This window comes from Bacillus gobiensis (assembly GCF_001278705.1).
In the GTDB taxonomy this organism is placed as follows: domain Bacteria; phylum Bacillota; class Bacilli; order Bacillales; family Bacillaceae; genus Bacillus; species Bacillus gobiensis.
In genome coordinates this window covers 1,311,865-1,337,360 of record NZ_CP012600.1, presented here as the reverse complement: position 1 = coordinate 1,337,360, position 25,496 = coordinate 1,311,865, and the positions used below count along the sequence as shown (strand labels likewise).

The 25,496-nt window shown below is 38.8% G+C and carries 22 protein-coding genes and 2 pseudogenes; 20 read left to right on the top strand and 4 right to left on the bottom strand.

Annotation, left to right across the window (positions count from 1 at the left end; genetic code table 11):
* Positions 1 to 83: 83 nt before the first annotated feature.
* The 14 genes and pseudogenes from AM592_RS23905 to AM592_RS06385 form a co-directional block, all read left to right on the top strand.
* Positions 84 to 218, top strand: a pseudogene (locus tag AM592_RS23905) (oxidoreductase); the annotation flags it as partial.
* Positions 219 to 410: 192 nt separating this feature from the next.
* Positions 411 to 2,246 carry a glycosyltransferase family 2 protein gene (locus AM592_RS06450; protein WP_053603024.1) on the top strand — a complete coding sequence of 612 codons (1,836 nt, stop codon included), beginning with the start codon at positions 411 to 413 and terminating at the stop codon, positions 2,244 to 2,246.
* 143 nt (positions 2,247 to 2,389) lie between these two features.
* The gene (locus AM592_RS06445; protein WP_053603023.1) at positions 2,390 to 3,064 is read left to right on the top strand and encodes an NAD(P)H-dependent oxidoreductase; all 675 of its coding nucleotides are present in this window, start codon (positions 2,390 to 2,392) and stop codon (positions 3,062 to 3,064) included.
* A 1,131-nt stretch (positions 3,065 to 4,195) separates the two neighbouring features.
* Entirely contained in the window at positions 4,196 to 4,759 is a 564-nt protein-coding gene (locus AM592_RS06435; protein ID WP_053603022.1) for a CBO0543 family protein, read from the top strand.
* 277 nt (positions 4,760 to 5,036) lie between these two features.
* On the top strand, positions 5,037 to 5,336 hold the full coding sequence (locus AM592_RS23170; protein ID WP_312883783.1) for a YetF domain-containing protein: 300 nt from the start codon (positions 5,037 to 5,039) through the stop codon (positions 5,334 to 5,336).
* A 333-nt stretch (positions 5,337 to 5,669) separates the two neighbouring features.
* Complete coding sequence (locus tag AM592_RS06425; protein WP_053603020.1) at positions 5,670 to 5,951, top strand: ArsR/SmtB family transcription factor; 282 nt, start codon at positions 5,670 to 5,672, stop codon at positions 5,949 to 5,951.
* 112 nt (positions 5,952 to 6,063) lie between these two features.
* The gene (locus tag AM592_RS06420) at positions 6,064 to 7,245 is read left to right on the top strand and encodes an MFS transporter (protein WP_053603019.1); all 1,182 of its coding nucleotides are present in this window, start codon (positions 6,064 to 6,066) and stop codon (positions 7,243 to 7,245) included.
* A 286-nt stretch (positions 7,246 to 7,531) separates the two neighbouring features.
* The gene (locus AM592_RS06415; protein ID WP_053603018.1) at positions 7,532 to 8,896 is read left to right on the top strand and encodes an aspartate aminotransferase family protein; all 1,365 of its coding nucleotides are present in this window, start codon (positions 7,532 to 7,534) and stop codon (positions 8,894 to 8,896) included.
* 12 nt (positions 8,897 to 8,908) lie between these two features.
* Entirely contained in the window at positions 8,909 to 10,426 is a 1,518-nt protein-coding gene (locus tag AM592_RS06410; protein ID WP_053603017.1) for a pyridoxal phosphate-dependent decarboxylase family protein, read from the top strand.
* Positions 10,404 to 12,206 carry an IucA/IucC family protein gene (locus tag AM592_RS06405; protein WP_053603016.1) on the top strand — a complete coding sequence of 601 codons (1,803 nt, stop codon included), beginning with the start codon at positions 10,404 to 10,406 and terminating at the stop codon, positions 12,204 to 12,206. Before AM592_RS06410 ends, AM592_RS06405 begins: the two co-directional genes overlap by 23 nt.
* Positions 12,196 to 12,801 (top strand): GNAT family N-acetyltransferase, encoded by a 606-nt coding sequence (locus AM592_RS06400; RefSeq protein WP_053603015.1) that lies wholly within the window; start codon positions 12,196 to 12,198, stop codon positions 12,799 to 12,801. Before AM592_RS06405 ends, AM592_RS06400 begins: the two co-directional genes overlap by 11 nt.
* Positions 12,780 to 14,072 carry a lysine N(6)-hydroxylase/L-ornithine N(5)-oxygenase family protein gene (locus AM592_RS06395; RefSeq protein ID WP_053603014.1) on the top strand — a complete coding sequence of 431 codons (1,293 nt, stop codon included), beginning with the start codon at positions 12,780 to 12,782 and terminating at the stop codon, positions 14,070 to 14,072. The genes AM592_RS06400 and AM592_RS06395 overlap by 22 nt, the downstream gene beginning before the upstream one ends.
* Before the next feature lie 9 nt (positions 14,073 to 14,081).
* Positions 14,082 to 15,290 carry an MFS transporter gene (locus AM592_RS06390; protein WP_082363798.1) on the top strand — a complete coding sequence of 403 codons (1,209 nt, stop codon included), beginning with the start codon at positions 14,082 to 14,084 and terminating at the stop codon, positions 15,288 to 15,290.
* Complete coding sequence (locus AM592_RS06385; RefSeq protein ID WP_082363795.1) at positions 15,287 to 17,092, top strand: IucA/IucC family protein; 1,806 nt, start codon at positions 15,287 to 15,289, stop codon at positions 17,090 to 17,092. The genes AM592_RS06390 and AM592_RS06385 overlap by 4 nt, the downstream gene beginning before the upstream one ends.
* Positions 17,093 to 17,204: 112 nt before the next feature.
* Here AM592_RS06385 and AM592_RS06380 read toward each other — a convergent pair whose 3' ends face one another.
* Positions 17,205 to 18,125, bottom strand: a complete 921-nt coding sequence (locus AM592_RS06380; RefSeq protein WP_053603013.1) for a DNA-3-methyladenine glycosylase 2 — start codon at positions 18,123 to 18,125, stop codon at positions 17,205 to 17,207.
* Positions 18,126 to 18,348: 223 nt separating this feature from the next.
* Here AM592_RS06380 and AM592_RS06375 point away from each other — a divergent pair, with 223 nt between their 5' ends.
* The 3 genes from AM592_RS06375 to AM592_RS06365 are packed head-to-tail and all read left to right on the top strand — an operon-like array spanning position 18,349 to position 20,169.
* Positions 18,349 to 18,909, top strand: coding sequence for a bifunctional transcriptional activator/DNA repair enzyme AdaA (locus AM592_RS06375; protein ID WP_053603012.1), 561 nt, complete (start codon positions 18,349 to 18,351; stop codon positions 18,907 to 18,909).
* A 16-nt stretch (positions 18,910 to 18,925) separates the two neighbouring features.
* On the top strand, positions 18,926 to 19,453 hold the full coding sequence (locus AM592_RS06370) for a methylated-DNA--[protein]-cysteine S-methyltransferase (protein ID WP_053603011.1): 528 nt from the start codon (positions 18,926 to 18,928) through the stop codon (positions 19,451 to 19,453).
* Between the two features lie 2 nt (positions 19,454 to 19,455).
* On the top strand, positions 19,456 to 20,169 hold the full coding sequence (locus AM592_RS06365) for a 2OG-Fe(II) oxygenase (protein WP_053603010.1): 714 nt from the start codon (positions 19,456 to 19,458) through the stop codon (positions 20,167 to 20,169).
* A gap of 129 nt (positions 20,170 to 20,298) precedes the next feature.
* On the opposite strand, the gene AM592_RS06360 is transcribed toward AM592_RS06365, so the two are convergent.
* Positions 20,299 to 21,465, bottom strand: coding sequence for a glycosyl hydrolase family 18 protein (locus AM592_RS06360; protein WP_053603009.1), 1,167 nt, complete (start codon positions 21,463 to 21,465; stop codon positions 20,299 to 20,301).
* Positions 21,466 to 21,654: 189 nt separating this feature from the next.
* Here AM592_RS06360 and AM592_RS06355 point away from each other — a divergent pair, with 189 nt between their 5' ends.
* The 3 genes and pseudogenes from AM592_RS06355 (at position 21,655) to AM592_RS06350 (ending at position 23,549) form a co-directional block, all read left to right on the top strand.
* Positions 21,655 to 22,209, top strand: coding sequence for an alpha/beta hydrolase (locus AM592_RS06355; RefSeq protein ID WP_053603008.1), 555 nt, complete (start codon positions 21,655 to 21,657; stop codon positions 22,207 to 22,209).
* Positions 22,210 to 22,701: 492 nt separating this feature from the next.
* Positions 22,702 to 22,785 (top strand): annotated as a pseudogene (locus tag AM592_RS24555) (VOC family protein); the annotation flags it as partial.
* Positions 22,786 to 22,988: 203 nt separating this feature from the next.
* A complete protein-coding gene (locus AM592_RS06350) occupies positions 22,989 to 23,549 on the top strand; it encodes an NAD(P)H-dependent oxidoreductase (RefSeq protein ID WP_053603007.1) in 561 nt (186 codons plus the stop codon).
* An 83-nt stretch (positions 23,550 to 23,632) separates the two neighbouring features.
* Here AM592_RS06350 and AM592_RS06345 read toward each other — a convergent pair whose 3' ends face one another.
* Complete coding sequence (locus tag AM592_RS06345) at positions 23,633 to 23,992, bottom strand: winged helix-turn-helix transcriptional regulator (protein WP_053603006.1); 360 nt, start codon at positions 23,990 to 23,992, stop codon at positions 23,633 to 23,635.
* A 194-nt stretch (positions 23,993 to 24,186) separates the two neighbouring features.
* Positions 24,187 to 25,386 carry an MFS transporter gene (locus tag AM592_RS06340; RefSeq protein ID WP_053606008.1) on the bottom strand — a complete coding sequence of 400 codons (1,200 nt, stop codon included), beginning with the start codon at positions 25,384 to 25,386 and terminating at the stop codon, positions 24,187 to 24,189.
* Between the last annotated feature and the right edge of the window lie 110 nt (positions 25,387 to 25,496).

The window sequence follows — 25,496 nt, the reverse complement described above, 5'->3', positions numbered from 1 at the left end:
TTTTTTTCGTTATGCGAGGTGAGAGCTATCTCAAAAGCTTATGGTAGAAATCGGTGATGAGCAATTTTTTGAAATCTAATTGAATTCCTGTGATTGCCGTCGGGAGGTTAGAAGATTACAAATTGGCTGATCGCATTGTTCAAAAAGGAGAAGCAGAGCTTGTTGCTGTCGGCAGAGGAATGCTTCGAAATCCATATTGGCAAATGACGCTTCTCTAGCACTTGAAGGCAATCCATTAACGACAAAACAATATTGAGAGAGCCTATAATAATACGGTAGCTAAAAGGTGTTTGTCCTCTTCAAGCTGGCAAACCTTTTTTTGCTTAATCTCCCAATACAGCTTTCTCCCAATTTTTTCTGTGATATAATACCATAAAATATTCCTGATTAATAAGATAATGGAGGCTATCATGAAAATTAGTATTTGCACCCCGGCTTACAATGCGGAAAAAAACATTCCTCAGTTACTTGATAGTATCGTAAGCCAAACAATGGATCCCAATGAATTTGAGGTCATTGTTGTTGATGATAAATCAACAGACAATACAATTCGTGTATTAAAACAATATCGCAAGAAAATAAAAAAATTGCGAATCTATAGACGATTTATAAATTCGGGGGGACCCGGGAAACCTAGAAATCAAGCGATGAAACGTGCAAGGGGAGAATACATATTTTTTGCAGATGCAGATGATTATTTAGGAAAAGAAAGTTTGCAGAGAATGTATGATTATGCAATCAAACATTCCTCAGAAGTGTTAATTGGTAAATATAAAGGTGTAAATGGCAGAGGCGTACCAAAATCAATGTTCAAAAAAAACACCCCGGATGTTGATCCAGCCTCTGAAGATGCCCGGCTCGTCTATACCTTTACACCGCAAAAACTTTTTAAACGATCATTAATAAAGAAGCATAAGCTGCGATTTTTAACAGATATCAAAGCATCTGAAGATCAATATTTTTATATGAAAGCATTGATTTATGCAAATAAAATATCTGTGTTAGCTGATTATGATTATTATTATCTAGTCAAGCATGAGGGTGACCACGCTTCTGCTTCATCGATGACTGCTAAAGAAAAATACTATATTACTGGAATGATTGCTAACGAGATTAATATTGGTATTAAAGAAGAGCATAGAAAAAAACGATTGATGGCTGAATTTATTAATCGACACTTTGATTATTCGAGAATGACTAGATTTACAATTTCGAAAAAAACAGAGGCCGAAAAACAAGAATGGATGAACGAGCTCCGTAAGTTTGTGTTAAGATACGTTTCACCTCAAGTGGATGAATTAGTTTATCCGCATGTCCAAATAAGGCTTCTCTTTATAAGAAATAACGATTATAAAAATCTTCACCTTTTCGAAAAAGAAGAAAAGCAGTTGGATGGCAATTGCTATGCAGCGAACGGAAACATTTACGCTGATCTAGAAAGCTTGAAAGACTATTCTGTTGATAAAAGTTTAATGATGATGAATTATAAGAACAAAATTCATCATTTCGCGGAAACCATCCAAGTGGTTGACAATCAGTTTTCTATCAAAGGTACCCTGAAGTATTCTCTTTTAAAAAGCGTACAAAACGCAAAACTACGCATGACCGGTGTCTTTGTTCACCGGGCTACAAAAAAAGAAAAAGTATTCAAACCGCTTAGCTGCGAAAACAACTATTTTTCATTTAAAATAGCCTATACACAATTAATTGAGGAAAATGAGGACTTCGGGGTTTGGGATTTTTTTATTGATACAGAAATTGAAGGCTTTCATGGGAGATCAAGGCTCGGCAGCAAGAAAAATCCTTATAAGTACCCGAGAGACACGTTTAGTATCAATCATTCATCTCAATCATCTTTTTCAGCAAAAATCTATTTTACTCATCCATTAAGCAATGTATCGGTTGATATAAAAAGGATTGAGAAAGTAGAAGTATCAAAATGTGTTCGTCAATCAGATAATCTGAAGTTTATTCTTGAAAATAAAATCTTTTATTTTTCTGAAGACAGTAATATATTACTTAAGACAGACAATAAGACATTTGCATTGCCATTTTCCATTGAACACGATTTCTTGAATATAAACACAATTTTATCTATCTATATTGCGAACTTGGCTGAAATCTCTTCAGAACTTGAGAGAAGCGCAAGCTTTTACCTTGAAAATAATGATTTAGCTATTATAAATCGAAAGGGAGAAGCACTTTCATTAAATACATTGAGACCTTTTCTGGCCAATAATAATTAGCTGTAAGGGGAAGATCATAAATGTACATTCATTTCGGAACGTGTTATTCAATTCACTGGTTGACCATGAATAATAAATGGTTTTATACTTGCGAATCTGGGGTAACGTAAGAAAGTTGAATGAGACAACGGGAGTGAGTAAATGTGAACAAAGAAACGAAAAAACAAGAAATACTGGATGCCTTTCATTTCAGGCATGCTACAAAAGAGTTTGATCCGAACAAAAAAATACCTGAAGAGGATTTCAATTTTATTTTAAAAACGGGACAGCTCTCGCCTAGTTCGTTTGGTTTTGAACCGTGGCAGTTTTTTGTCATTGAAAACCAGCAATTGAAAGAAAAGCTTGCTCCTGCTGCCTTGGGAGCGCATGGAAAACTTGAGACGGCCAGTCATTTTATCATCATTCTATCCCGGACAAAGAAAGATATGACATACGATTCTCCTTACATTGAGCACATGATGCGAGACATACAAAAAATGCCGGATGAAGTTTACCACGGCATGTATGAGATCGTGAAAAAGTTTCAAGAAACGGACTTTAACTTGCTTGAAAGCGATCGGGCCATGTTCGACTGGGCTTCGAAACAAACTTACATTGCCCTTGCGAATATGTTAACGGCAGCCGCACAAATCGGTATTGATTCTTGTCCGATAGAAGGTTTTAATCGAAATAAAATCAATCAAATCCTCCAAGCAGAAGGGCTGTTAGAAGAGCGAAGGCTCGAAGTTTCAGTTATGGCTGCGTTTGGATACCGTGTGAAAGATCCGCGCCCGAAAACAAGACAGAATATTAATGAAATTGTTAAATGGGTGAAATAGCAAATCTTCTCTTCCTGTAACACGTACAATTACGATCTTTCCCTCAAGATGAAAATTTTCGGGATAGAAGTGTACAAATCACTTTCTGCTGATACCTTCGATCTGAGTTCCAGAAGTCTCAAACAAGTGTGGACCATGAAATATTTGACAAATAGCGAAAATCCCATTATCCTATTAGTAATTTTATTTATAAAGCATTGAAGAGAAGAGTAGGAAGAATTATTATTTACAGAGAAAAAAGACACGGATCTTCAAGCTTGTTATTACGTCGGCTTGTTACCCGTTCCTAAGGTCAGTCAAATATGATTGACCATTTTTTTATTAATAAGGATACATAAAATTTACTTCTTATTAATACCTGTTTTAATTGTCAAGGGGACTAATATTAATACATAAGGAAATACTGATATGTAAAAAGGAAGTTTCTATGTAATGTTGGGACTTATTTTGGCAGTTATTCTTTTTAATTTGGTTGCTTTTATTACAAATAATCGACTGACTAAAAATCAAATCGTGCATATTTTGACATTCACAACATCTTTTCAAATACTTGGTAATACATATATTGATACAAAATATCATGGCTATTGGTACTTTACAAAAGAGATTGATGGGTGGATTGAAATTACTACATTCACGGTATTAATTCCACCTGTGAATATGATGTTTTAAAATTGGTACCCCTTTGAAAGGTCTTTATATAAACGCATCTTTTATATTGTCTGCTGGGTTACAGCCATAACAATTTATGAAGCTGTTACCTTGCCACCTGAACCATGGGGCTACTTTCATCATGGATGGTGGAACTTATGGTATTCATTATTGGTTAACCCTGTCTTATTGATTATTGTTTTAAATTATTACAAATGGATACGCAAAATTGAAAAACTCAACTAATTGGTCTGTCTTTTAAAGAATCGGGCGCTATTTTTGAACAAACAGAGAAAATGATCAATCTTTTTTATAAACTAACATATGCTTGAGTTCGCATAAACAATAAATTTTGATACGTTAAAACCCCTTTTGCATCCAAGAAGGTTGAAATAGAGAACGTGTGTTAGTTAAGTTTTAATGTATAGTCTTTGATTTGATGATAATGATCTGATGATTTCATGTAAAAGGAATGAAAAAATGATTATTCCAGAAGAAGCTGCAAAAAAAATAGATGATATTTATAAGTCTTTAGTTTTTGCTAATCAAAAAGATCATGAAATTTGGTTTGAATATGTGTTTTTATCTTGGCAATGGTGGTTTTGTGTCATATTTACGATTATTCCCTGGGTTTTATGGTGGAAATGTAGAAAAAAAGAGTCTACGAATCGTTTATTATACGGGGCATTTTTTATCATGTTAATTTCGATGTTTTTTGATTCTTTCGGAGCAGAATTGGGCTTTTGGGATTATAGGTATGAACCTGTTCCGTTTTTGCCATCTTTTACACCTTGGGATTTAAGTCTGCTCCCAGTGATTTTTCTTGTTCTTGTGCAAATAAAACCAAATATTTCTCCTATTTTAAAAGCCATTTTCTATTCGGTTCTTAGCTCGTTTATAGGAGAACCTTTTTTTGAATGGTTAGGGTTTTATAAATCAATAAACTGGACCTTCCTTTTTTCATTACCTATTCACTTTTTAATATTTCTAATTGGATATTCCCTTGTTACAAGCAAGAATTTTGAGGAGTTAAAACCAAAGTAAAGTAGTGAATACCTTTCTGATTTAATAGTGAGGTATCTTTGTTTTTAACATAAAGTTTGATCATTCATAAAAAAGAGTACGTTTTTCTTGTCAACCGTGCGGATTCTCGGTCAAAAATTTAGGGTTTTTGAGGGAAAACCATCAGTTTTAATTCGTAATGGCGTTGTAAACAGAGATCAATTAAAAAAATCGAATGAATCTTAATCAACTCCAAAGTCTTTTACGGCAGTCAGAAACGTTTTCCATACCCTATTGTTATTTAGAATCCAACTGAGCGATTAGTATACTGAAAAAATCGACGTACCAAAAAACTATCCAAGAAGATATTAATTTAGCCCCCAAAATTGTACATATTCCAGTGACGATTATTCGAGACGGGGAATTATTAAAAGACGAATTATGGGATCTTGGAAAGAATGAAGCATGGTTGAAAAATCAACTTAAAGTCCATAAGATAAACGAAATCCAGCGTGTATTTATCGCTGAGTGGTTGGAAGGTAATGGATTATTAGTTCAAACTTTTGACCAAGTTTGTTCTACAGAAAGTCCGGCTGATTCTAACCGTTTATACCGTTAGCAGGTAACTTAGTATACTGCCTTAAATACTTCTCCTATTGTTCAACAAGATCTCTACGTATTAGGCATATCTTGTAGAACGTTTCTTTCGGGATGAATCTGGCCCTTCGAAGCTTCCTGAACTCGGGCGTGCCTTTGACCATACGAAAGGGTTCACTTCTTTAGGTGAAAAAGAGGAAAATGAAGAAAACCGAGAAAAGAAGATGTAGCGCACATCTTCTTTTACAATACAAAGCTGTGTATCGAATCATATTTATTGCTTTTTTTAAAGGCTATGGTAACATTATTTCTATAAATATAGAAATAATGTTGGTTCAGGAAGGAATGAAGGAATATGACAGGAGATAAAGAGGAGGTAAATCAAGCAGTCAAAGTTTATAAAGCACTTGGTGAACCGACGCGTTTAAAAATTGCTCTTCTGCTTACGAAGGAAAGTAATTTGTATTGTGCCAATATTGCAAGCAAGCTGGAAAATGTAGCTTCGTCAACGCTATCACATCATTTAAAGCAACTGTCAGATAGCGGTTTAGTTGAGCTCCGTAAAGAAGGGACCTATATTTATTACAGTATCAACCGAAGTATTGCGGAAAAATATGCACCGTACTTGCTAAACTAAATTTTTTCGTTTATATTTCGATATATCTAGAAATATAAAAAAGCTCAATGAATTGTGCGATCTATTTCTATGTTTTTAGAAATATAAAAATAAAAGTGGAGGAATGAATGATATGTCTAAGACATGGAAGATTTATCTTTTGGCTCTCATTAGTTTTTTAGTTGGTACATCAGAATTTATAATTGCCGGAATTCTTGACAGGATTGCTGAGAGCTTAAACGTTTCAGTCGTTGCTGCAGGACAGTTTATTACTGTTTTTTCACTTGCTTACGGGTTTGGAACACCGATCCTTATCGCTCTCACATCAAATATCAAGCGGAAAAAACTTTTGCTGTACTCACTCGGGCTTTTTGTCGTTGGTAATGCACTCGCTTACCTGTTACCTGGATTTGGACTTTTTATCGCCTCACGGATTATTATGGCTCTTGGAGCAGGTGTCGTCGTCGTTACCTCATTAACCGTTGCAGCAAAAATTTCTCCTGCAGGAAAACAAGGCAGTGCGATCGCAACAGTTATTATGGGATTTACGGCATCTCTCATAATCGGTGTGCCGCTGGGGAGAATCATTGCATCTACTTACGAATGGCAAGCGGTTTTTGGGTTAATCGGTCTCTTTGGCCTACTAGCTATTCTCATTCTTAATTTCACGATCCCGGATATTGAAAATGAGGAACCAGTGCCTTTGCGTAAGCAACTCGCTCTATTAAAAGAGCCAAAAACAGCTATGGCCTTATCAGTTACTTTCTTTTGGCTCGGTGGTTATTCCATTGCGTATACTTACATTTCACCATTTCTTCTGAACATTACAGGAATGAGTGAAGGAGGATTAAGCAGTGCATTGCTTGCTTTCGGCATTGCGAGTTTAATAGGTTCTCAATTTGGCGGATACAGCGCCGATAAATGGGGAATTCAGCGTACCCTTATTGGAGGAATGCTGCTTCATATCTTGAGTTTAATCTTGCTTTCTATATCTGCTCATTCTGCGGTTCTTGTATTTCTTGTCCTTATTTTATGGTCTTTTTCAGCCTGGTCATCCGGTCCAGCACAGCAATATAACCTAATAACACTTGCTCCGGAAGCTTCAAGCATTATGCTCAGCCTTAATAGCTCGGTTATGCAGCTGTCCATGGCTGCAGGGGCGGGAATTGGAGGTATCGTTGTCGGGCAAATCACGCTTGCTTCAATTACATGGATAGGGGCTGCAGGAGTTGCGATTGCTTTATTAGTATTAGCAGTGTCTGCAGGTCTTTTTCACTCGAAGTACAGCAGAAAGGCAGAGGAGGCTTCGAGATAATATTTTGTTTGGGAAAATAACAAAAACATTTATTACCACTCATATATCTGAGTGGTATTTTTTATTTCTTTAAAGCAGATTGGTTTACTTTCATATAAGATTTTTGCACCACAAAAGAGACTTCATTTTTGGGCAAATCATCCTATTTTTCATTTTTGTATTGACTATGAGAATCATTATCAATTAACCTTAAGCTTGTAGAAGTGATATTGAAAATCATTCTCAATAAAATTGATAAATATTCATGAAGGAAATTCATCTAATCAAATACAAGGAGTGTTGAAATATGGAAGCATACGTTCGAACTCATTCAGGAAATGAAGCATTACTATCTATGCAAGAAAAAAGAGAATCCAACGCAAGATCTTATTCAAGAAGATTGCCGCTTGCCATTGAAAGAGCAGAGGGCATTTATGTAACAGATATGGATAGCAAAAAATACATTGATTGTTTAGCGGGAGCAGGGACGCTTGCTTTAGGACACAATCATGCTGTTATCCGGGAAGCAATTGAAGAAGTTCTTCAATCCTATGTTCCATTACATACACTTGATTTGACAACACCAGTAAAAGAAGCATTCATTGATGAATTGTACGCTGCATTGCCACAATCATTTGCTGAAAAAGCAAAAATCCATTTTTGCGGGCCAACAGGAGCTGATGCAGTAGAAGCAGCCTTGAAGCTGGTAAAAACGGCTACTGGGAATAGGACGATTCTTTCTTTTCAGGGAGGATATCACGGTTCCACACACGGCACATTGAGTATTTCTGGAACGACGGGGCCAAAAAAGAACATTCACGCACTTGTACCGGATACCCATTTCCTTCCGTATCCATATGAATACCGCTGCCCGTTCGGTGTTGGAAAAGAAGGTCATCACATTAGCACTGCATACATTGAGAATTTACTGGATGACCCGGAAAGCGGAATCGTCAAGCCAGCGGGGATCATCGTCGAAGCGGTACAAGGTGAAGGAGGCTCCATCCCAGCCCCAATCGAGTGGTTAAAAGAGCTGCGTCGCATCACAAAAGAACGAGATATTCCATTAATCTTCGATGAAGTACAAACTGGCATCGGTCGAACAGGAAAAATGTTTGCATTTGAGCTTGCCGGGATCGAGCCGGATGTACTCGTTCTATCAAAAGCGATAGGCGGGAGTCTTCCGTTATCCGTTGTTGTTTACGATCGCCGCCTTGATCAATGGGAGCCAGGAACCCATATCGGAACATTCAGAGGAAATCAAATGGCAATGGCTGCCGGTAAAGCAACGTTAAGCTTTGTAAAGGAGAATCAGTTGCCAGAGCACGCAAATGAAATGGGGACATATTTATCCGAACAATTAAAATCCATTCAAAAGGAAGTTACTACAATCGGGGATGTAAGAGGCAGGGGACTCATGATCGGGGTCGAAATTATCAATCCGTCAAAACAACCTAACAAAATAGGAAGTTATCCGGCAAATCCAGAGCTTGCCAAAGACATTCAAAACGAATGCTTTAAGAGGGGATTGATTCTGGAAGTAGGGGGACGATTTGGTTCGGTGATTCGCCTACTGCCCCCGTTGATCATTTCAAAAGAGCAAATCGATGAAGTTTTGCAGCGGTTCCATGAGGCGATTACCAGTGCTGAAACAATTTCTGGATTGCGTTAGAAGGTGACATTCATGAAATCAAACTTTACTAAATGGTTTCTACACCCAGATGGTGAAAGCAAGAATACGTACGATGCACTCATGGATTCAGTTGTTCAATTGGTTGCTGATCAAACAAGGGAAGCCAATCTCCCTTTTTCGGGAGCCTCTCGTAAAGAGATTGAGCTAGAGGTGAAAAAGGTAATGAACATCCCGGCTGCCGCACAGAAGATGGACGCTGTATTGGAAGAGGTTAAAAATGCTGTTGTGAGAAATTCATTATGGATTTCTCACCCTTCTGCCATGGCTCATCTCCATTGCCCGCCTTTACTTCCGTCAATTGCAGCGGAAGTGATCATTAATGCACTCAATCAATCAATGGATTCGTGGGATCAAAGCCCGGCTGCTACATACGTTGAAGCCGAACTGGTCAAATTCTTTACGTCCTGCATCGGTTATTCACCTGAAGCGGACGGTGTTTTCACAAGCGGAGGGACACAATCAAATTATATGGGTGTGCTGCTTGCGCGAAATAAAGCTTGCCAAGCGTATTTTTCAATCAATGTTCACCAAGAAGGACTGCCGTTTGAAGCAAGTAAATTGCGAATTCTTTGCTCTGAGCATGCCCATTTTACAGTGCAGCAATCTGCAGCTCAGCTTGGATTGGGAATGAATGCAGTCGTAAGAGTAGCAACGAATGATAAGCATCAATTATGTACAGGCGATGTAAAGGAAAAAATTGAAAAATTGCGGCAAGAAGGACTCTTGCCTTTCATGGTAGTGGCAACCGCAGGAACGACGGACTTCGGAAGCATAGATTGCCTGAGTGAGATCGCAAAGATAGCGAATGAAGAGCAGCTATGGCTTCACGTCGATGCCGCCTTCGGAGGAGCTTTGTTATTTTCTCATCAATATCGTCATAAGATCAGTGACCTAAGCTTAGCAGATTCGATAACAATAGATTTCCATAAGCTTTACTATCAATCCATTAGCTGTGGTGCTTTTTTTGTCAAACAAAGAAATGACTTTCAGCAAATTTCATATCATGCAGACTATTTGAATCCCGAAGAAGATCGGGAAGGCGGTATTATCAATCTCGTGGAAAAAAGCGTCCAAACAACCAAACGATTTGATGCTTTAAAGCTATTAATGACGTTGAAATTGGTAGGAACCGATTTATTTGGGGAAATGGTCGATTATACGATTAACCTGGCAAAGGAAACTGCATGTCTGTTAAAGGAAGATTCTTCGTTTGAGTTGCTGAATGACCCGGAGCTCAATACTGTTTTATTCCGCTACGTTCCTTCGACTAACAGGGATGTGAGTGTTGATGAAATCAATCTCGAGCTTCAGCGGGCTTTCTATCAAAGCGGTGAGCTGATCATAGCTAAAACAAAGCAATTGGGAAGCGTGTATTTGAAATTTACAATGCTCAATCCTCTCAATACGATCAGTCTTATGAAAAATCATATAAAGCAAATAAAATTAGCTGGAGAAAAAATTGAGAACGAACAAGGAGAGACCCGGTATGAATATTCCGTTCATTACTAATCATCTTACTATGCAAAATCTGCTCAATTGTTATGTGATTGAAACAGGGGAAGGGGAGTGGAAGCTTCCTGATGAAGTCCCGGTTTCGATAGAAGATGAGAGCATCAGGCATGTATTAGTCATTATGTTTAACAGACAGTCAGTTACATTATTCGTTCCGGTTCGATATAAGTCTATAACAGGGCGTCACCTCTTAGCTCCTGATATGTACTATCAAATAAAGAACGATGAAGCGAAACAGCTAGATTACAAAACATTACTAGATTTCATTCAAAAAGAATTAACTCTCTCTTCCGAAAAGCCCATTCAAATGGATGAGTTTGTGCTTCGGACGATCTTAAGCTATCAAAATATGAAAGGAATTATTTCAGAACGAATCAATGATTTGGACGGATGTTATCAAACAGAAAAAACATTTCTTCAATCTGAGCAGTCGTTGATCATCGGCCATCAAGTGCATCCAACACCAAAAAGCCGTCAAGGTATTGACGAAGCAGAAGAACATATTTTTGCACCTGAACGAAAAGGGGCATTCCAGCTTCATTATTTTCGGGCTGCAGACGACATCGTCGAGGAAGATTCTATCCTATCTCAAAACGCTTCAGCGCTAATTAAGGAAGAATTAAAAAGAGACCCGTTCGTATCAGAAACGTTTAAAGAAGAGTATTGTCGGGAAGATCATTTTTCACTCATCCCAATTCACCCGCTTCAAGCGAGGAAGCTTCTGGAAACAGAAGACGTGTGCCGCTTGATTCAATCAGGAAAGCTTGAGTATCTTGGGCCGAAAGGGAGAAAGTTTTATCCAACCTCTTCTGTCCGGACTGTGTATCATCCAGAAGCGAGTTTTATGTATAAATTCTCGATCCCTGTAAAAATCACCAATTCACTGCGAATCAATAAACGAAAAGAGCTGAGCCGGGGAGTGGAAGTGAGCCGCCTGCTTCATGAAGAGCTTCACGAAAAGCTAAAAGAAAATCATCCGTCATTCCGTATCATTGAAGATCCTGCTTATATTACGTTGAAATCTGAAACGCAGGAGACAGGATTTGAGGTAGTCATTCGTGATAATCCGTTTCAAGACGGAAACGAATCAAGGACTACTCTGCTTGCTGCATTATGCCAGGACCATATTACAGGGAGCAGCTCACATTTAACAAACATCATTGCTGATATTGCCCGCCGGGAAGAGGTTTCCACTGAGGAAGCGAGCAAGCAGTGGTTTGCCCGTTATTTGCAGGTAAGCTTGCGCCCTCTCTACTGGTTATATGCATCGTATGGAATCGCATTGGAAGCACACCAGCAAAATTCCGTCATTAAGCTGGATGAATACGGCTATCCGTCTGTTTTCTATTATCGTGATAATCAAGGTTATTATTTCATGGAGTCAAAAGCAACCACTTTAATGCGTCTCGTTTCAACATTAAATGAAAAAAGCGACACGATATGTACTGATCAGGTTGCAGAGGAGCGCTTTCGATACTATGTATTTTTCAATCATTTGTTCGGTGTGATCAATGCATTTGGAGTCAATGGGCTTATCGAAGAACATCAGTTACTGGCTATGTTGAGAGCGGAGCTGACAGATTTAAAAAATCGTTTAGGTGATCATACGAACTTATTGAATTCATTATTGAACGAAGAAAAGCTCCCATGCAAGGCAAATTTGTTAACGAGAGTTCATGATATGGATGAGCTTGCGGGTTCTCTTGAGACTCAATCTGTATATGTGGATGTTCCGAATCCGCTTGCAATACCAGCAGGTGAACCCTATGAAGTCTAACCTTTTCGTTCAACAGAAGTATCCATTTGAGCGGTATGATCCAGTTATTCAAAAATCAATTTTGTTTCGCCGAGTAACGATGGAAAAGGATTTAGAACAGCTTCACTCCTGGATGCATGAGAAGCATGTTATCCCTTATTGGAAATTAAATATTTCATTAGAAAAGTATAAAGTACATTTACAGAAGTTCTTACAGGATGATCATCAAACACTTTTGGTTGGTGAACTAGACGGAGTTCCGATGAGTTATTGGGAGTCATATTGGGTGAAGGGCGATATAATCGGGAACTATTACGCTTTTGATGAGTACGACCAAGGAATTCACTTGCTGATCGGGCCGACAGATTTTTTAGGAAAAGGCTTCACATATCCGTTATTAATGACGATTTTGCAGAAAAAATTTCAAGTGCCCGAAACAAACAAAATTATAGCGGAGCCAGATATTCGAAACGAAAAAATGATATACGTGTTTAAAAAATGCGGGTTTCAACCAGTAATGGAGGTCGAGTTGTCTGACAAATCGGCTTTACTGATGGAATGTGAACGGAATGTGTTTGAAAGAAGGTGGACAGATTGGAAAATGAAAAAATTTTAGACGTCATTGGCGTTGGAATCGGACCTTTTAATCTCGGATTAGCAGCATTGCTAGAAAAAACGGAATGCCGTTCTTTGTTCTTTGATAAAAAAACACGTTTTGAATGGCACCCGGGAATGCTCCTAGAAGGAACGACTTTACAAGTGCCTTTTATGGCAGATGTAGTAACAATGGTAGATCCGACAAGCCGCTTTAGCTTCTTAAACTATTTACATACGCAAAAACGGCTTTACCAATTTTACTTTTTTGAGAAATTTCATATCCCGCGAACAGAATACAATCATTATTGTCAATGGGTATCAGAGCAACTTCCGCAGCTTCAGTTTGAATGCGAAGTAAAGAACATCGAACAAACAAAGGGCGGGCATTTTCGCGTGACCGTTTTCTCCGCTAGAGAAAATGAACAAAAAACGTATGATGCCAAACATGTAGTGATTGGAGTGGGGACGAAACCGTACGTCCCGGAGAGGTTTCATTCCGCACTTGGCGACCAGGTATTTCACTCTTCACAGTACATGGACAAGAGAGAAAATGTTTCGAAAGCAAGTTCGGTTACGGTTATCGGCTCTGGACAGAGTGCAGCTGAAGTTTTTTATGACCTTTTAACGAAACAGCCTGATCAAGGTTATCAACTATCTTGGTTCACGAGATCCAAAGGGTTTTATCCGATGGAGTATTCCAAGCTTGGACTGGAGCATTTTTCACCGGATTATACCCGTTACTTTTATAAACTGCCCAAAGAAAAGAAAAAAAAGGTCTTGAACAATCAAGCATTGCTGTATAAAGGGATTAGTTTTGATACGATTGCTGCTATTTATGATTTATTGTACGAACGGACTGCGGGAAACAAGCGACTGGATGTTCAATTGCAGGCATTGACCGAGTTGGTTTCCATAGAAGAAGACAATGGCGGGTATAAATTATCGCTGTATCAGCACGAACAAGAAGCGGGTAAGCATATAGAAAGTGATGCTGTCATTCTTGCAACGGGTTATCATCCTTACGTCCCCAATTGTTTAGAAGGCATAAAGGAAAAGCTGGAGTGGGATGAAAGCGGTCAGCTTGTCATTCAAGAAGATTATAAAGTGAAGCTAAAGGAAAAAGGTCATAATCATTTATTTGTCCAAAATGGCGAGCTGCATACGCACGGCGTTGGCGCTCCTGATTTAGGACTAGGCGCGTTTCGAAACGTGACAATAATTAACCAAATCGCTGGAAAAGAAGTTTATCAAACATATGAGCATAATGTATTCCAACAGTTTGGATTGTAGGATAAGGAAATGACGAAGGGCGAAAAAGGGTTTGTATATAGTTGTTTGCTATTTACTTTGACTTCTGAAATGCTGTTATCGCCCTATTATCCTCAATTATTTTCTGAATACTTCCATATGGGAACGGATGGGGTGCAAGTAACAAGTGTGTTCATTGTTTGCTGTCGACTTATAGTCATTATTATGACGCCAATGTGGGCGGTAATTGCTAGAAGATGGAGTTTGGGGAAGCTTGTTACTGCTTCGCTGGTAGGAATGGCAGGGTGCAAAGCCATCATTCCTATGGTTCATACCTTTCCCCAGTTTTTAGCAACCTCGGTTGTGCTGCTCTTTTTTCAAAGTGCGATATATTTGTTATACCCGGCAATGGTAGCTTCAAGTAAGAATGAAGGTGAAAAAGTAAAGGCAACGACAACTTATTTATTTGTTTTACATGGCAGTGTGATTGTGTCAGGTATCGCAGGAAGTTTCGTTATCAACGAGCCATTGCCTTTACATAGCTATTACATCTTTGCTTTGATTGATATCATTCTCGCAGCAGTCAGCTGTTTTATTACATTAAACAATAAAGCAATTACAAAGGAGAGGGACGTAAGAAATAAAGAGCGGGCATTAATAGGAACGAAATGGCAGTGGGGATTTCTTGTTTATTTACTTATAGTGTTTCTCTTTTATATCGGCCATCACGCGATACGACCTTATTTTACGACTTTTTTTGACAGTAGCTACACCATCTCACAGCAAGAGGCTGGAATATTGTATGTGATGCCAAGTCTTGTAGCGATCGTGATGCAATTTATCTTTCCGAAGCGCTATCTTCAATCCCATGGGAAAGTCATTTTGATCAGTGTAACAGGTGTAACAGGTGTGTTGCTCTTTTTCCAAGTGTTAGCAGGTCACATATGGTTATTTGTGTTCATTCGTGTATTGTATGGGATCTGTTTTTTTGTTAGTTTTGCAGCAATCGATATCATTTTTTTCCAGTTGGGGATTGGCAAGAAGTCGCCGTTTTTATATAGTCTCGTTGCTTCGGTGCAAAGCACAGCCTTGCTGTTTGCCCCAATGACTGCGTTTATAAGCATACAGCATAATGGAATGGAAGGGCCATTTTTACTAAGCGGCTGCTTGTTAATCGGAGCAGCTGTATGTATGAGCTTGCTTTTTATCAATGATTTCAAACCATCATATTCAATAAATAAAAGGAGTGGACGATTGTGAAGATTATTGAAACGCCGCTACAGATGTTAACAGAAAAAGCTTGGCAGGAAGCTGATCGAAAACTTTTGGCGAAAATGCTTCAAGAGTTTATATACGAAGAAATTATTATCCCGACTCTCTTATCGAAAAAAGAGGACACTCACTATTATGAATGGAGAGATAAAAAAGGAACGGTGTACCGTTTTGAGGCAAAGCCGCGATTGTTTGACAGCTTTCATATATTGGTTGAGAGCATTGACGTCAATTTAATTGAAGATACTGATATCCCATTGTCTCTTGGCCTCTTGTTAAGCATTCAAGAAGAAGGAAAGATGACAGGCTCAACTGCGGGCCACTTAGTGAAAGAATATTTGCATACACTTGTCGCGGATACTCATTTAAAGGAAAAAGCTAAATCATCTGCACAATTAACTGAACTCGGCTATGCAGAACTGGAAGGAGAAATGACGGGGCATCCTTGGATTACTTATAATAAGGGACGTATTGGTTTCGGATACGATGATTACGTCCAATATGCACCTGAGCAAAAAAAGAAGGTGAACTTATCTTGGATCGCCGTCCATCAAAATATCGGCACATTCCATTCCGTTGATGGCTTAGCTTATGAACATGTAATCGAACAAGAGCTGGATCAAGAGAAACGAGAACGATTTGGAAAAAGGCTTAGCACTTTAGGTGTAAACGATACGGATTATTACTTCATGCCGATTCATTCATGGCAATGGAATCAAACCATTGTCTCTATGTTTGCAGCGGAAATAGCAAAAAAAGAAATTATACCGTTAGGAGAAGGAGAAGATGAATATCTCCCTCAGCAATCCATACGCACATTTGTCAATCTTTCCAACAAAGAAAAGTTTCATGTAAAGCTGCCAATGAGTATTTTAAATACGCTTGTTTATAGAGGATTGCCTAGTGAGAGAACCGTCATCGCACCAGACGTAACGAAATTTATGAAAAACATCCTAGAAAACGATTCGTATTTAAAAGAAACATGCCGGCTAGGGCTGTTAGGCGAGGTTGCGACGATGAATGTCAATCACCGCACATTCCATCAATTGAAGGGAGCTCCTTATCAATATTTAGAAATGCTCGGTGTCGTATGGAGAGAAAGTATCTATAAGGAACTAAGTGATAATGAACATGCAATCACATTGGCTGCGTTGCTCCATGTGGATCAAGAAGGGATTCCTTTCGTTTCCCAACTCATAGAAAAATCCGGGCTTAGCGTAGAGGAGTGGGTCCAGAAATTGACGAACTCTGTTTTGCCTCCTCTGCTTCATTATTTATATCAATATGGAACTGTCTTTTCACCACATGGCCAAAATACCGTGCTTGTCCTAAAAAATTACACACCGGAACGGATTATCATGAAGGATTTCGTTGATGATGTAAATATTAGTGACCAGCCGTTTCAGGAGCTGGCAGGACTGTCAGTGGAATTAAAGAAAGTGTTGCGCACCGAACCGCCTGAAGGACTGACTCAGTTCATCTTAACAGGATTGTTCATTTGTCACTTCCGCTACTTAAGCGACATACTGCAAGAGAATGAACAGTTTTCTGAATATCGTTTTTGGAACATTGTTCGTGAGGAAATCCTTTCGTATCAAAAGAAATTCCCTCAATTGCAGGAACGTTTCGAGCTATTTGATTTGTTGCGGCCGTCATTCACGAAGCTGACTTTGAATAGAAACCGGATGTTTGATTATGGCTATGAAGACGGAGACGATCGTCCACATGCGAGCGAATATGGAACTGTCGCAAATGCCCTTCATAAAGTAGTAGCCCAAACAACTAATTAAGCAGTTCAAACAATGCTCAGGTGCGTTTGAATGCATCCTGAGTATTGTTTCTGTGTTTTTTATATCCACTACAAATGGTTATGTCATTAATTCAATAGGCTTTAAACCTTTGTTAATATAACAATCTCCATAAATAGAATGTCGCATAAGATTCCCAATTCTTCCAAGCAGCCGCATATTTTCTGATCTCTTCCTTCGTCGGCTTTTGTTCCATCTCCAGTAGAAGCTTAATAGAATTATGCAAGCCAACGTCGTCAATTGGAAACGCCGCTTGAAATCGAAGACACCGCATTAAGACATAATTGGCCGTCCATGGTCCAATGCCTCGTATCTTAACCAAAGTTTTCTCGGCTTCATTAATATTCTTCAAAGCCAGCAGCTTCTCTTTGCTTATGACATCATTAACAAGAAGTTGTGCTACACCAATGAGGTATTCGCATTTTTTTACAGTCATCTTCAATTCGAATAGATCTTCCACATTTAATATAGCTATGTCTTCAGGTGTTGGAAAGTTCCAATACTTGGAGCCGTTCCATTCTATATATGTGCCATACTTTTCAACTAAACGCCGTTTTAGAGTGTACGCATAGCCAAGATTTATTTGCTGACCCAGAATTCCCCATGCCAAGGCTTCAAACAATTCAGGTATTCCCATATTCCGTAATCCGTAGAACTGTGACACAGGCCGCTTCAAAAACGGATCCGTTTCTGCGAGTTTATAGAAGGGCAGTAAGTCTGTGTCCAGGTCAAACCATTCGCGAATGTATTGAATTACCTTTGAACGAACGTCTTTATTTTCAGGTGAGGTATTGTTCAAAAAATGAATGGCAAGGGTCGATTCTTCCTCTGCGCTAATCTTCACTAACGTGGTTTCCGAACCTACTCTGATCGCTCGATAAATCTTTTCATCAACAATTGTGAACAGACATTCATTCGGAGACCGCTGCAGGTAATTTAAGTTTTCCGCAAAACTAAATTCTTTTGGCGTGTGTATCATCATCACGTTCTTAAAGACTTCCCTTGAATGTTCCATAAATAACCTCCTTCGTGTTTGTACATTATAGTTGTATCACATGGTTGCAATTATTTATTTCGTAATCTTGCTTTTATATTCAAATATGGTTTAGATTACTCAAGGTTTAGATAAACTCAAAACGTATAAACCATAACACATACAATTTTGTTATATTGCTCTTATATTCGAAAAACATTGATTAAAAAATAAAACCTGATACTGTGGAAACAGAGGTGATAAGATGAAATCCAGAATTCCAGATAACTATTGGAAAGCGATTATGGAAAATGATGCAGCCTTTGACAACACATTTTATTATGCTGTAAAGACGACAGGCATATTTTGTCGTCCGTCATGCAAATCAAGACCTCCTAATAAAGAAAACGTTCGAATTTTCAACAATACTGAGCAGGCACTGTTGGAGAATTTCCGCCCCTGTAAACGATGCAGGCCAAGTGGGTTGCGTTTGCCGGACGAGGAATGGATCCAGCAAGTGACAGAATGGATTGATGCCAACTATAGCGAGCCGCTTACCTTGAATTTGATAGCGGAGTCAAGTCATGGAAGCCCTTACCATTTGCAGCGAACGTTCAAACGAATGAAGGGTATGAGTCCAACAGAATATATTCAGCAGGTTCGAATAGACAAGGCAGCGTATTACCTTAAAACAACCAACGAATCTGTAACGAATATAGGTTCAGCTGTAGGATATCCGAATACTGCTTATTTTGTCACGTTATTCAAAAAAAGAATGAAGCAAACCCCTTCAGAGTACCGGAAAAATCACAAAGGAAACCAATGAACGGAGGAGATTTCACATGGAACAAACCATTAACCAAATTATTTATTGGTCTCGGTATACGAGTAAGATCGGTCGGTTTTATCTTGCTGCTACGATAAATGGCTTATGTTTTATGGGGTCGCCAAATAAAGGCATCGAAGAATTGGAGAATTGGGCTAACAAACGTTTTCCAACGTACGAACTGGTTCAAGACGATAAGAGGCTTGAACCTTATAAACAAGAGCTTGAAGAATATTTCATAGGAGAACGGCGAACATTTTCCATGCCTGTAGATGTTGAAGGGACACCTTTTCAAATGAAAATTTGGGCAGCTCTTAAGGAAATTCCATATGGAGAAACGATTACCTACTCACAAATTGCCAATATGATCAACAAACCGTCCGCAGTACGGGCAGTTGGAACTGCGATCGGCAGAAATCCTCTACTCGTATCCGTACCATGCCATCGTGTAGTTGGTAAAGATGGATCATTAACAGGATATAGGGGCGGGTTAGAAATGAAGAAATCATTGCTTCAGCTGGAGCAAAAACAAGGGAGGCATTAACAATGGCGAATCAATTGGCTGAATCCATTAAAAGCATTGAATGGGAATCAACTCATCAAACTCTCGATGAACAAGGATTTGCCAAACTCCCAGCTTTGTTGAGCAGGGAACAATGTGAAGAAGTGATCAATCGTTATGATGATGATTCCCTCTATCGTACAACGATCAATATGGAAAGATATCGTTTCGGGGAAGGACAGTACAGATACTTTGACACGCCGCTTCCATCACTGATTCAGGAGATACGCACCGCATTTTATCCAGAACTCGCGAAAGCAGCTAACCGCTGGCTGGTATATTTGAAGAAAGAGCCAGCTTATCCGGAAACTTTGGATGACTTTCTTAAAAAATGCCACGAGAAAGAACAGACCAGAACTACTCCGCTCATTCTAAAATATGAGCCAGGCGGGTATAACTGCCTTCATCAGGATTTATATGGCGATGTGTACTTCCCTTTCCAGGTGGTGTTCGCTTTAAACCAACTTGAGAAGGACTATACCGGAGGAGAATCTCTGCTTGTTGAGCAAAGGCCGCGGGCGCAAAGCCGCGGACATGTAATTACACTCGAGCAAGGGGAGGCTTTGATATTCCCGACAAACCATCGTCCAGTAAAAGGGAAAAATGGCTACTATCGGAATACGGTTCGTCATGGGGTAAGTACACTCACATCCGGGATTCGTTATGGGATGGGCATTATTTTTCACGATGCAAAGTAGAAGTCGAGACAATAAAAAGCCATCTGTTTATATCTGAAGCCAAAGGCTGCTGTATTAATATGAAGTGGAGTTCAATCCTATAACAAATGGTTACTGCAAATCTCAGTAACCATTTGTTATTTTCTATATTTATTGTTCTTTTTTAATGGTAAATTGGTCTTCCAGCATTGACCAATTCTGCGGGAAAGGTTCTCCTAAAACCCAATAGGCGATACCGCGAAGTCGATACTCTTTCACAAGATTAAATTTTGCTTGGGCACTTTGTTCATTTTCATACCAAACGGTGTGTTCCTTATTATTGTCATCCCTGTAATTAAAATGAGGAGCTTGAGCTTCGTTATCGAACTTGATTTCTGCGCCTTCTTTTATCGCTAATTCTGCCGCTTCCTTTGGTGCAATTCTCTTGGCGAATTTGCCTCCCTTTTCATACGGCAGCGTCCAATCATAGCCGTAGAGTGGTGCTCCCATCACAATTTTCTCTCTAGGTATGACTGATAATGCATAATCGATTACTTTTTTAACCTGCGGAATAGGTGATACCGCCATCGGAGGACCGCCAGACCAGCCCCATTCATAGGTCATCAATATCACAAAATCCGCAATTTCTCCATGGTGTTTGTAATCATGTGCCCCATGCCACGGACCGCTTTGTTCATCGCTTGTTTTTGGAGCAAGGGCAGTTGAGACTTTGAATCCTGCTTTTCGAACTTGTGGGATGAGTGTTTCTAGAAATCCATTATAGAGATCGCGGTCCTCAGCCCGAATGTGTTCAAAATCAATGTTAAGTGCTTTATAACCTTTTGCTTTCATTGTTTGAATAACCTTCTGGATAAATCGTTTAGATGCCGTTTTGTCTGTAAAAATTTTGTGTGCAACATCCGGAGAGAAGTTTCCTTCTGTAAAATTGGTAACAACCATCATTGCGGCTGCACCGTTTTTTCGCGTCGCAGGAAGTGCCTCATCATCTTTAATAGGGATTAAATTTCCGTCTTCCTGAGCCCTATAGCTAAAAAAAGCGACGTAAGACAAATGCTTTCCAACATTATTTACTTCTGAAACAGCTTGTTTGGGATCAACTGGCTCTAGAAATCCAATACTGTCAATTGTATGGTTTCCGTGTGCAGTTTCCGAAGGATTCACTTCTTTAGTTTTGGATTGATTTGTTTCTGTCTTAATCTGATGAACTCTTGGCTGCGGATTCGTTTGGTCCTGTGCTTCTCCCGAATTTTCATTATTTCCTGTACACGCCGTAAGAACGAGGGTGAGGGAGAATATTAAGGTAAAGGATTTTTTCACGGTGACAACTCCTGTTGAATTTTTTTATTATTTTTCATAACATCGAGGAGTTTTATTCTTGTCTAAGAATGGATGAAGGAAAAAAACTTGTAAATAGGGGAGGAGAGAACATTTCTCATGAACATTACATAAAAAGAAGTTAATTGTAAAATGGACAAGAATCCAATTCCTGTACAAGGAGCGATTTAAATGAAAAAGCAAGTAATTTTCATTCATAGTGCTGGAGAACAAGGGGCACTGCAAGGAAGCAGCCGCTTAGCTGAATATTTACATGATGAGCTGGATGAATGGTATCGTTTATTGCTTCCGAAAATGCCTTTTCCGGAAAATCCAAAATACGAGTTGTGGAGAGAGAAGCTTGATCAAGAACTGTCAGCATTGGATGGGGAAGTGATTCTCATCGGTCATTCGTTGGGAGGATCTGTTCTGATTAAATATCTTTCCGAAGAAGCTTTTGATCTATCCATCATTGGATTATTTTTGATTGCAGCACCCTACTGGAGCAAAGATGATACGGATTGGCACAGCAGCGAATTCATGCTGCCTGAAAATTTTGCTTCAAAGCTTCCGCAAATCTCAAAGATATTCCTCTACCATAGTTCTAATGATGAAATTGTACCGGTTTCACATCTAAATCATTTCAAAGAAAAACTTTCTGATGCAACTGCGCGTGTTCTTCCAGGTAATGAGCATTTTTTTTACGAAGGATTACCCGAGATTGTTGATGACCTCAAAAACTTTTAGTTTACTGGACACAAATAACGAGAAAAAGGTGTTTTTCCAAGTAAGTAGGGGGATATATATGCGGAATTTAATACTGTTTGTCGTTTTAGTGCTTTCGTATGTGGATGTTCTACTTCAAAAGAGTCAAACAAGGATAGTGCGATACCAATAAATGAATCAGGAATTGATAAAGAGTTTCAAACTAAGAATATCACAAAAAAAATATTGACGGACTTGACCAAATCCCTAATGAAGGAAGTATGAAAGCATAGTATTCGAGTGAGTGCATTAACATCATGTACTGGGTTTTTATAAAAATTACGGGGCTGCGGTCAACAAATTCTTAAAAAGAACGGAATTTTGCTCTTATTTATGACGAATTTTGTCGAATAATCGATATATTGAAATTTTCGCCGATATATCAGCCGTTTTCGCTGATATATTTCTATTTTCGCCGATAAAATGAAAAAAGCGCCGCCGATATACAAGGCTGCCTCTCGAAGAAGCAGCCTTGTAATACTCCACAAAAAGCAATTAGTCGCTGAAATGGAGCCTGAATTAAATCTTGGCACACCTTCGTTAATGTTTTTCACGGAATCTCGATAAGTTACATAACGATATTTGAAGATTTGTCACTAAAGAAATTACTTTGTCTGGGGTAGAGGTAGCGATCGTAATAATTTTATGACTGATTTGACACTCACCTTTATGAAAGTACCTGTACTAAAAGTGCATACTTACATATTTGCAGTGTGCACTTTATACTCCAGATATAAATAATATTTAAGGAGGACAAATCTTTGAAAACTCTTGTTATCGTTTCACACCCAAGTATAGAAACATCCGTCATTAATAAGCGATGGGTAGAAGAACTCAAAAAATATTCAGAAAAGTATACTGTTCGCGAATTGTATAAGGTTTACCCGGATGGAAACATAGACGTGGAAAAAGAACAAAAATTGGTTGAATCACATGGTAAACTTGTTTTGCAGTTCCCTATATATTGGTTTAATTCTCCGCCTCTCCTTAAAAAATGGTTTGACGAAGTTTTAGCTTATGGATGGGCTTATGGTTCAAATGGAGGGGATAAATTAAGGAATCGTAAAGTTGCTTTAAGTGTGTCTGCAGGAATTAAAAAAGAAGATTATAGTGAAGAGGGAAGATATCGATATACACTTGAACAATTATTATCTCCTATTGAAACTACCTTCCTATACTGCAATGCTGATTATCGTTCGTTCTTTGCGTTTTATGGCAAAGAAAATGAGCCTGGTGGAAACGAAGAAGAGGAAAATGAGCCGGGTACAAGCGAATTGGAAAAAAGCGCACAAGATTATTTGAATTTTGTTGACAACCTGTAATAGGTAGCTTTATTAAAGCTATAGAAAAGAAGTATTTCCTTGTTCAGGAAATACTTCTTTTGATGTAAACAAAATAGCTATGCCTACCGCTGTATATCCTCCAGAGCTGGCAAACGGTTTTTCTCTCCCCACTCGCACATCATATTTAACAATGGAACGAGAGAAAGACCACGTTCAGATAATGAATATTCAACTTTTGGAGGTATTTGGGGAAATTCCTTGCGTATGATAAGGCCTTCTGTCTCAAGCTCTTTTAACATGATGCTCAGCGTTTTAAAGGAAATGGTACCGATACTTCTCTTCAATTCATTATGCCGCATAACCTTATTTTCTGACAGCCAATATATAATGATCATTTTATATTTACCGCTTATTAATGACAACGTATATCCAAAGCCAGTGTCTTTTAGTTCTACGCCAGTCGGAACACAGGTTTTGCTCACAAGCTACACTCTCCTTCAGGTAAGTATATGATATAAATGTATATACTTTTCAATAGATCATTATGCAACCTCATTGAAAGGATGTAAAGTAAGTTGCCTGTAAAATTTTGGCATAGATGGTGGATGGATATAGAGGAAGACTTTACAGTTTATCCAATTATCAAATTTGCAATTACTTTATTTTATTAACCGCGTTAAAAATCCTTCTTTTTATATAGCCATAATCCCGAGAGAAGTAGACTGAATGTTAAGCAAAGCCAGCTAAAAGCATAGCCTCTCATATCTACAATCAGACCGAAAACAGGCGGTGCTGTGATGATCGCAATCTGATTTAAGGTCAAGGCAAAGCTGACGGTGACTCCGACTGAATCATCTGCTGCTTTTTCCGCAACCTCAACTATAAAAAGACTGTACCATCCGATTCCGAAGAAACCTAACCAAGCGCAGAGAACAAAAAGCACCCAAAGAGGAAGGCTTTCTAAATTCGTTGAGAGAAAGAGTACAGACATTAAGACAGCAAAAACGGATAAGAATAATGGTGTCCTCCGATCTCCCTTAAACATCGAATCGCTTGCTGATGCTAGCAGAACTCTTCCGGCCATTCCAAAAAACAACGTTACTGAAAAAAGCTGTCCTGCAAGCAATGGTGCAATTGATCCAGCGTGAGTGAAATAGATCGTAAGGTGTCCGACGATAACGAGCTGCAAAGAAATCATGGTGATTCCTGTAAAAAAGACAGGATATAATGCTTTGTTTTTCACGATTTCCTGCAGCTGTTTACGAAAATTCTTTCTATCACTCTCTGCAGAAGTAGCTTCATGAAAAGAAGGTTCCTTATAAAAAATAAGAAACATAAGTCCTCCGGTCATACATAAGCCGGAAAGAAAATAAACGGCCGAATGCCAACCGTAGGATAATCCAAAAGCGGGAATGATCATCCCGGCCATTGCACCTCCAATCGGGATACCAGCCTGGCGTACTCCCATTGCCAGTCCCCGATGCTGGCTTGGAAACCATTTGACAATCACTTTGCTTCCTCCAGGCTGGGCGGAGCTATAGAATATGCCCACAACGAAAAGAACAACGAGTAAGCCTAAATATTCATCCACTAATGTCACAGCCAGTAAAGATAGGCTTAATAAAACGGATCCAAGACCAATTAACAGCTTCTCATTTGAACGATCGAGAAGCCGGCCGACAAACAGCATGAAAAACAACGGTCCGATATTGACCGCAGATAGTAAAAGTCCTGATTCCAATTGCGTAAGCTGGAACACATCCTGCCAAAAAAATATCAAAGGACCGACCCCGTAGGTAACAAGAGTGGCACTTGCCTGTGTAAATGTAGCCAGCCCCAGTATGACCCACTTATAAAAATTGTTTGAAAGAATCATTGCTTTTTGCTTGATCACGCTAGGTCACCTCCTAATCCAAGTGTAAAAAAGCTTTGATATCATGTAAAATGAGTAATAAAGATAATTGATATCAAAAAAATTGATGATAT

Coding starts and splice junctions, on each gene's coding strand:
- AM592_RS06450 (WP_053603024.1), top strand. CDS start 411: ATGAAAATTAGTATTTGCACCCCGGCTTACAATGCGGAAAAAAACATT.
- AM592_RS06435 (WP_053603022.1), top strand. CDS start 4,196: ATGATTATTCCAGAAGAAGCTGCAAAAAAAATAGATGATATTTATAAG.
- AM592_RS06425 (WP_053603020.1), top strand. CDS start 5,670: ATGACAGGAGATAAAGAGGAGGTAAATCAAGCAGTCAAAGTTTATAAA.
- AM592_RS06420 (WP_053603019.1), top strand. CDS start 6,064: ATGTCTAAGACATGGAAGATTTATCTTTTGGCTCTCATTAGTTTTTTA.
- AM592_RS06415 (WP_053603018.1), top strand. CDS start 7,532: ATGGAAGCATACGTTCGAACTCATTCAGGAAATGAAGCATTACTATCT.
- AM592_RS06410 (WP_053603017.1), top strand. CDS start 8,909: ATGAAATCAAACTTTACTAAATGGTTTCTACACCCAGATGGTGAAAGC.
- AM592_RS06405 (WP_053603016.1), top strand. CDS start 10,404: ATGAATATTCCGTTCATTACTAATCATCTTACTATGCAAAATCTGCTC.
- AM592_RS06400 (WP_053603015.1), top strand. CDS start 12,196: ATGAAGTCTAACCTTTTCGTTCAACAGAAGTATCCATTTGAGCGGTAT.
- AM592_RS06390 (WP_082363798.1), top strand. CDS start 14,082: ATGACGAAGGGCGAAAAAGGGTTTGTATATAGTTGTTTGCTATTTACT.
- AM592_RS06380 (WP_053603013.1), bottom strand. CDS start 18,125: ATGGAACATTCAAGGGAAGTCTTTAAGAACGTGATGATGATACACACG.
- AM592_RS06375 (WP_053603012.1), top strand. CDS start 18,349: ATGAAATCCAGAATTCCAGATAACTATTGGAAAGCGATTATGGAAAAT.
- AM592_RS06370 (WP_053603011.1), top strand. CDS start 18,926: ATGGAACAAACCATTAACCAAATTATTTATTGGTCTCGGTATACGAGT.
- AM592_RS06365 (WP_053603010.1), top strand. CDS start 19,456: ATGGCGAATCAATTGGCTGAATCCATTAAAAGCATTGAATGGGAATCA.
- AM592_RS06355 (WP_053603008.1), top strand. CDS start 21,655: ATGAAAAAGCAAGTAATTTTCATTCATAGTGCTGGAGAACAAGGGGCA.
- AM592_RS06340 (WP_053606008.1), bottom strand. CDS start 25,386: ATGATTCTTTCAAACAATTTTTATAAGTGGGTCATACTGGGGCTGGCT.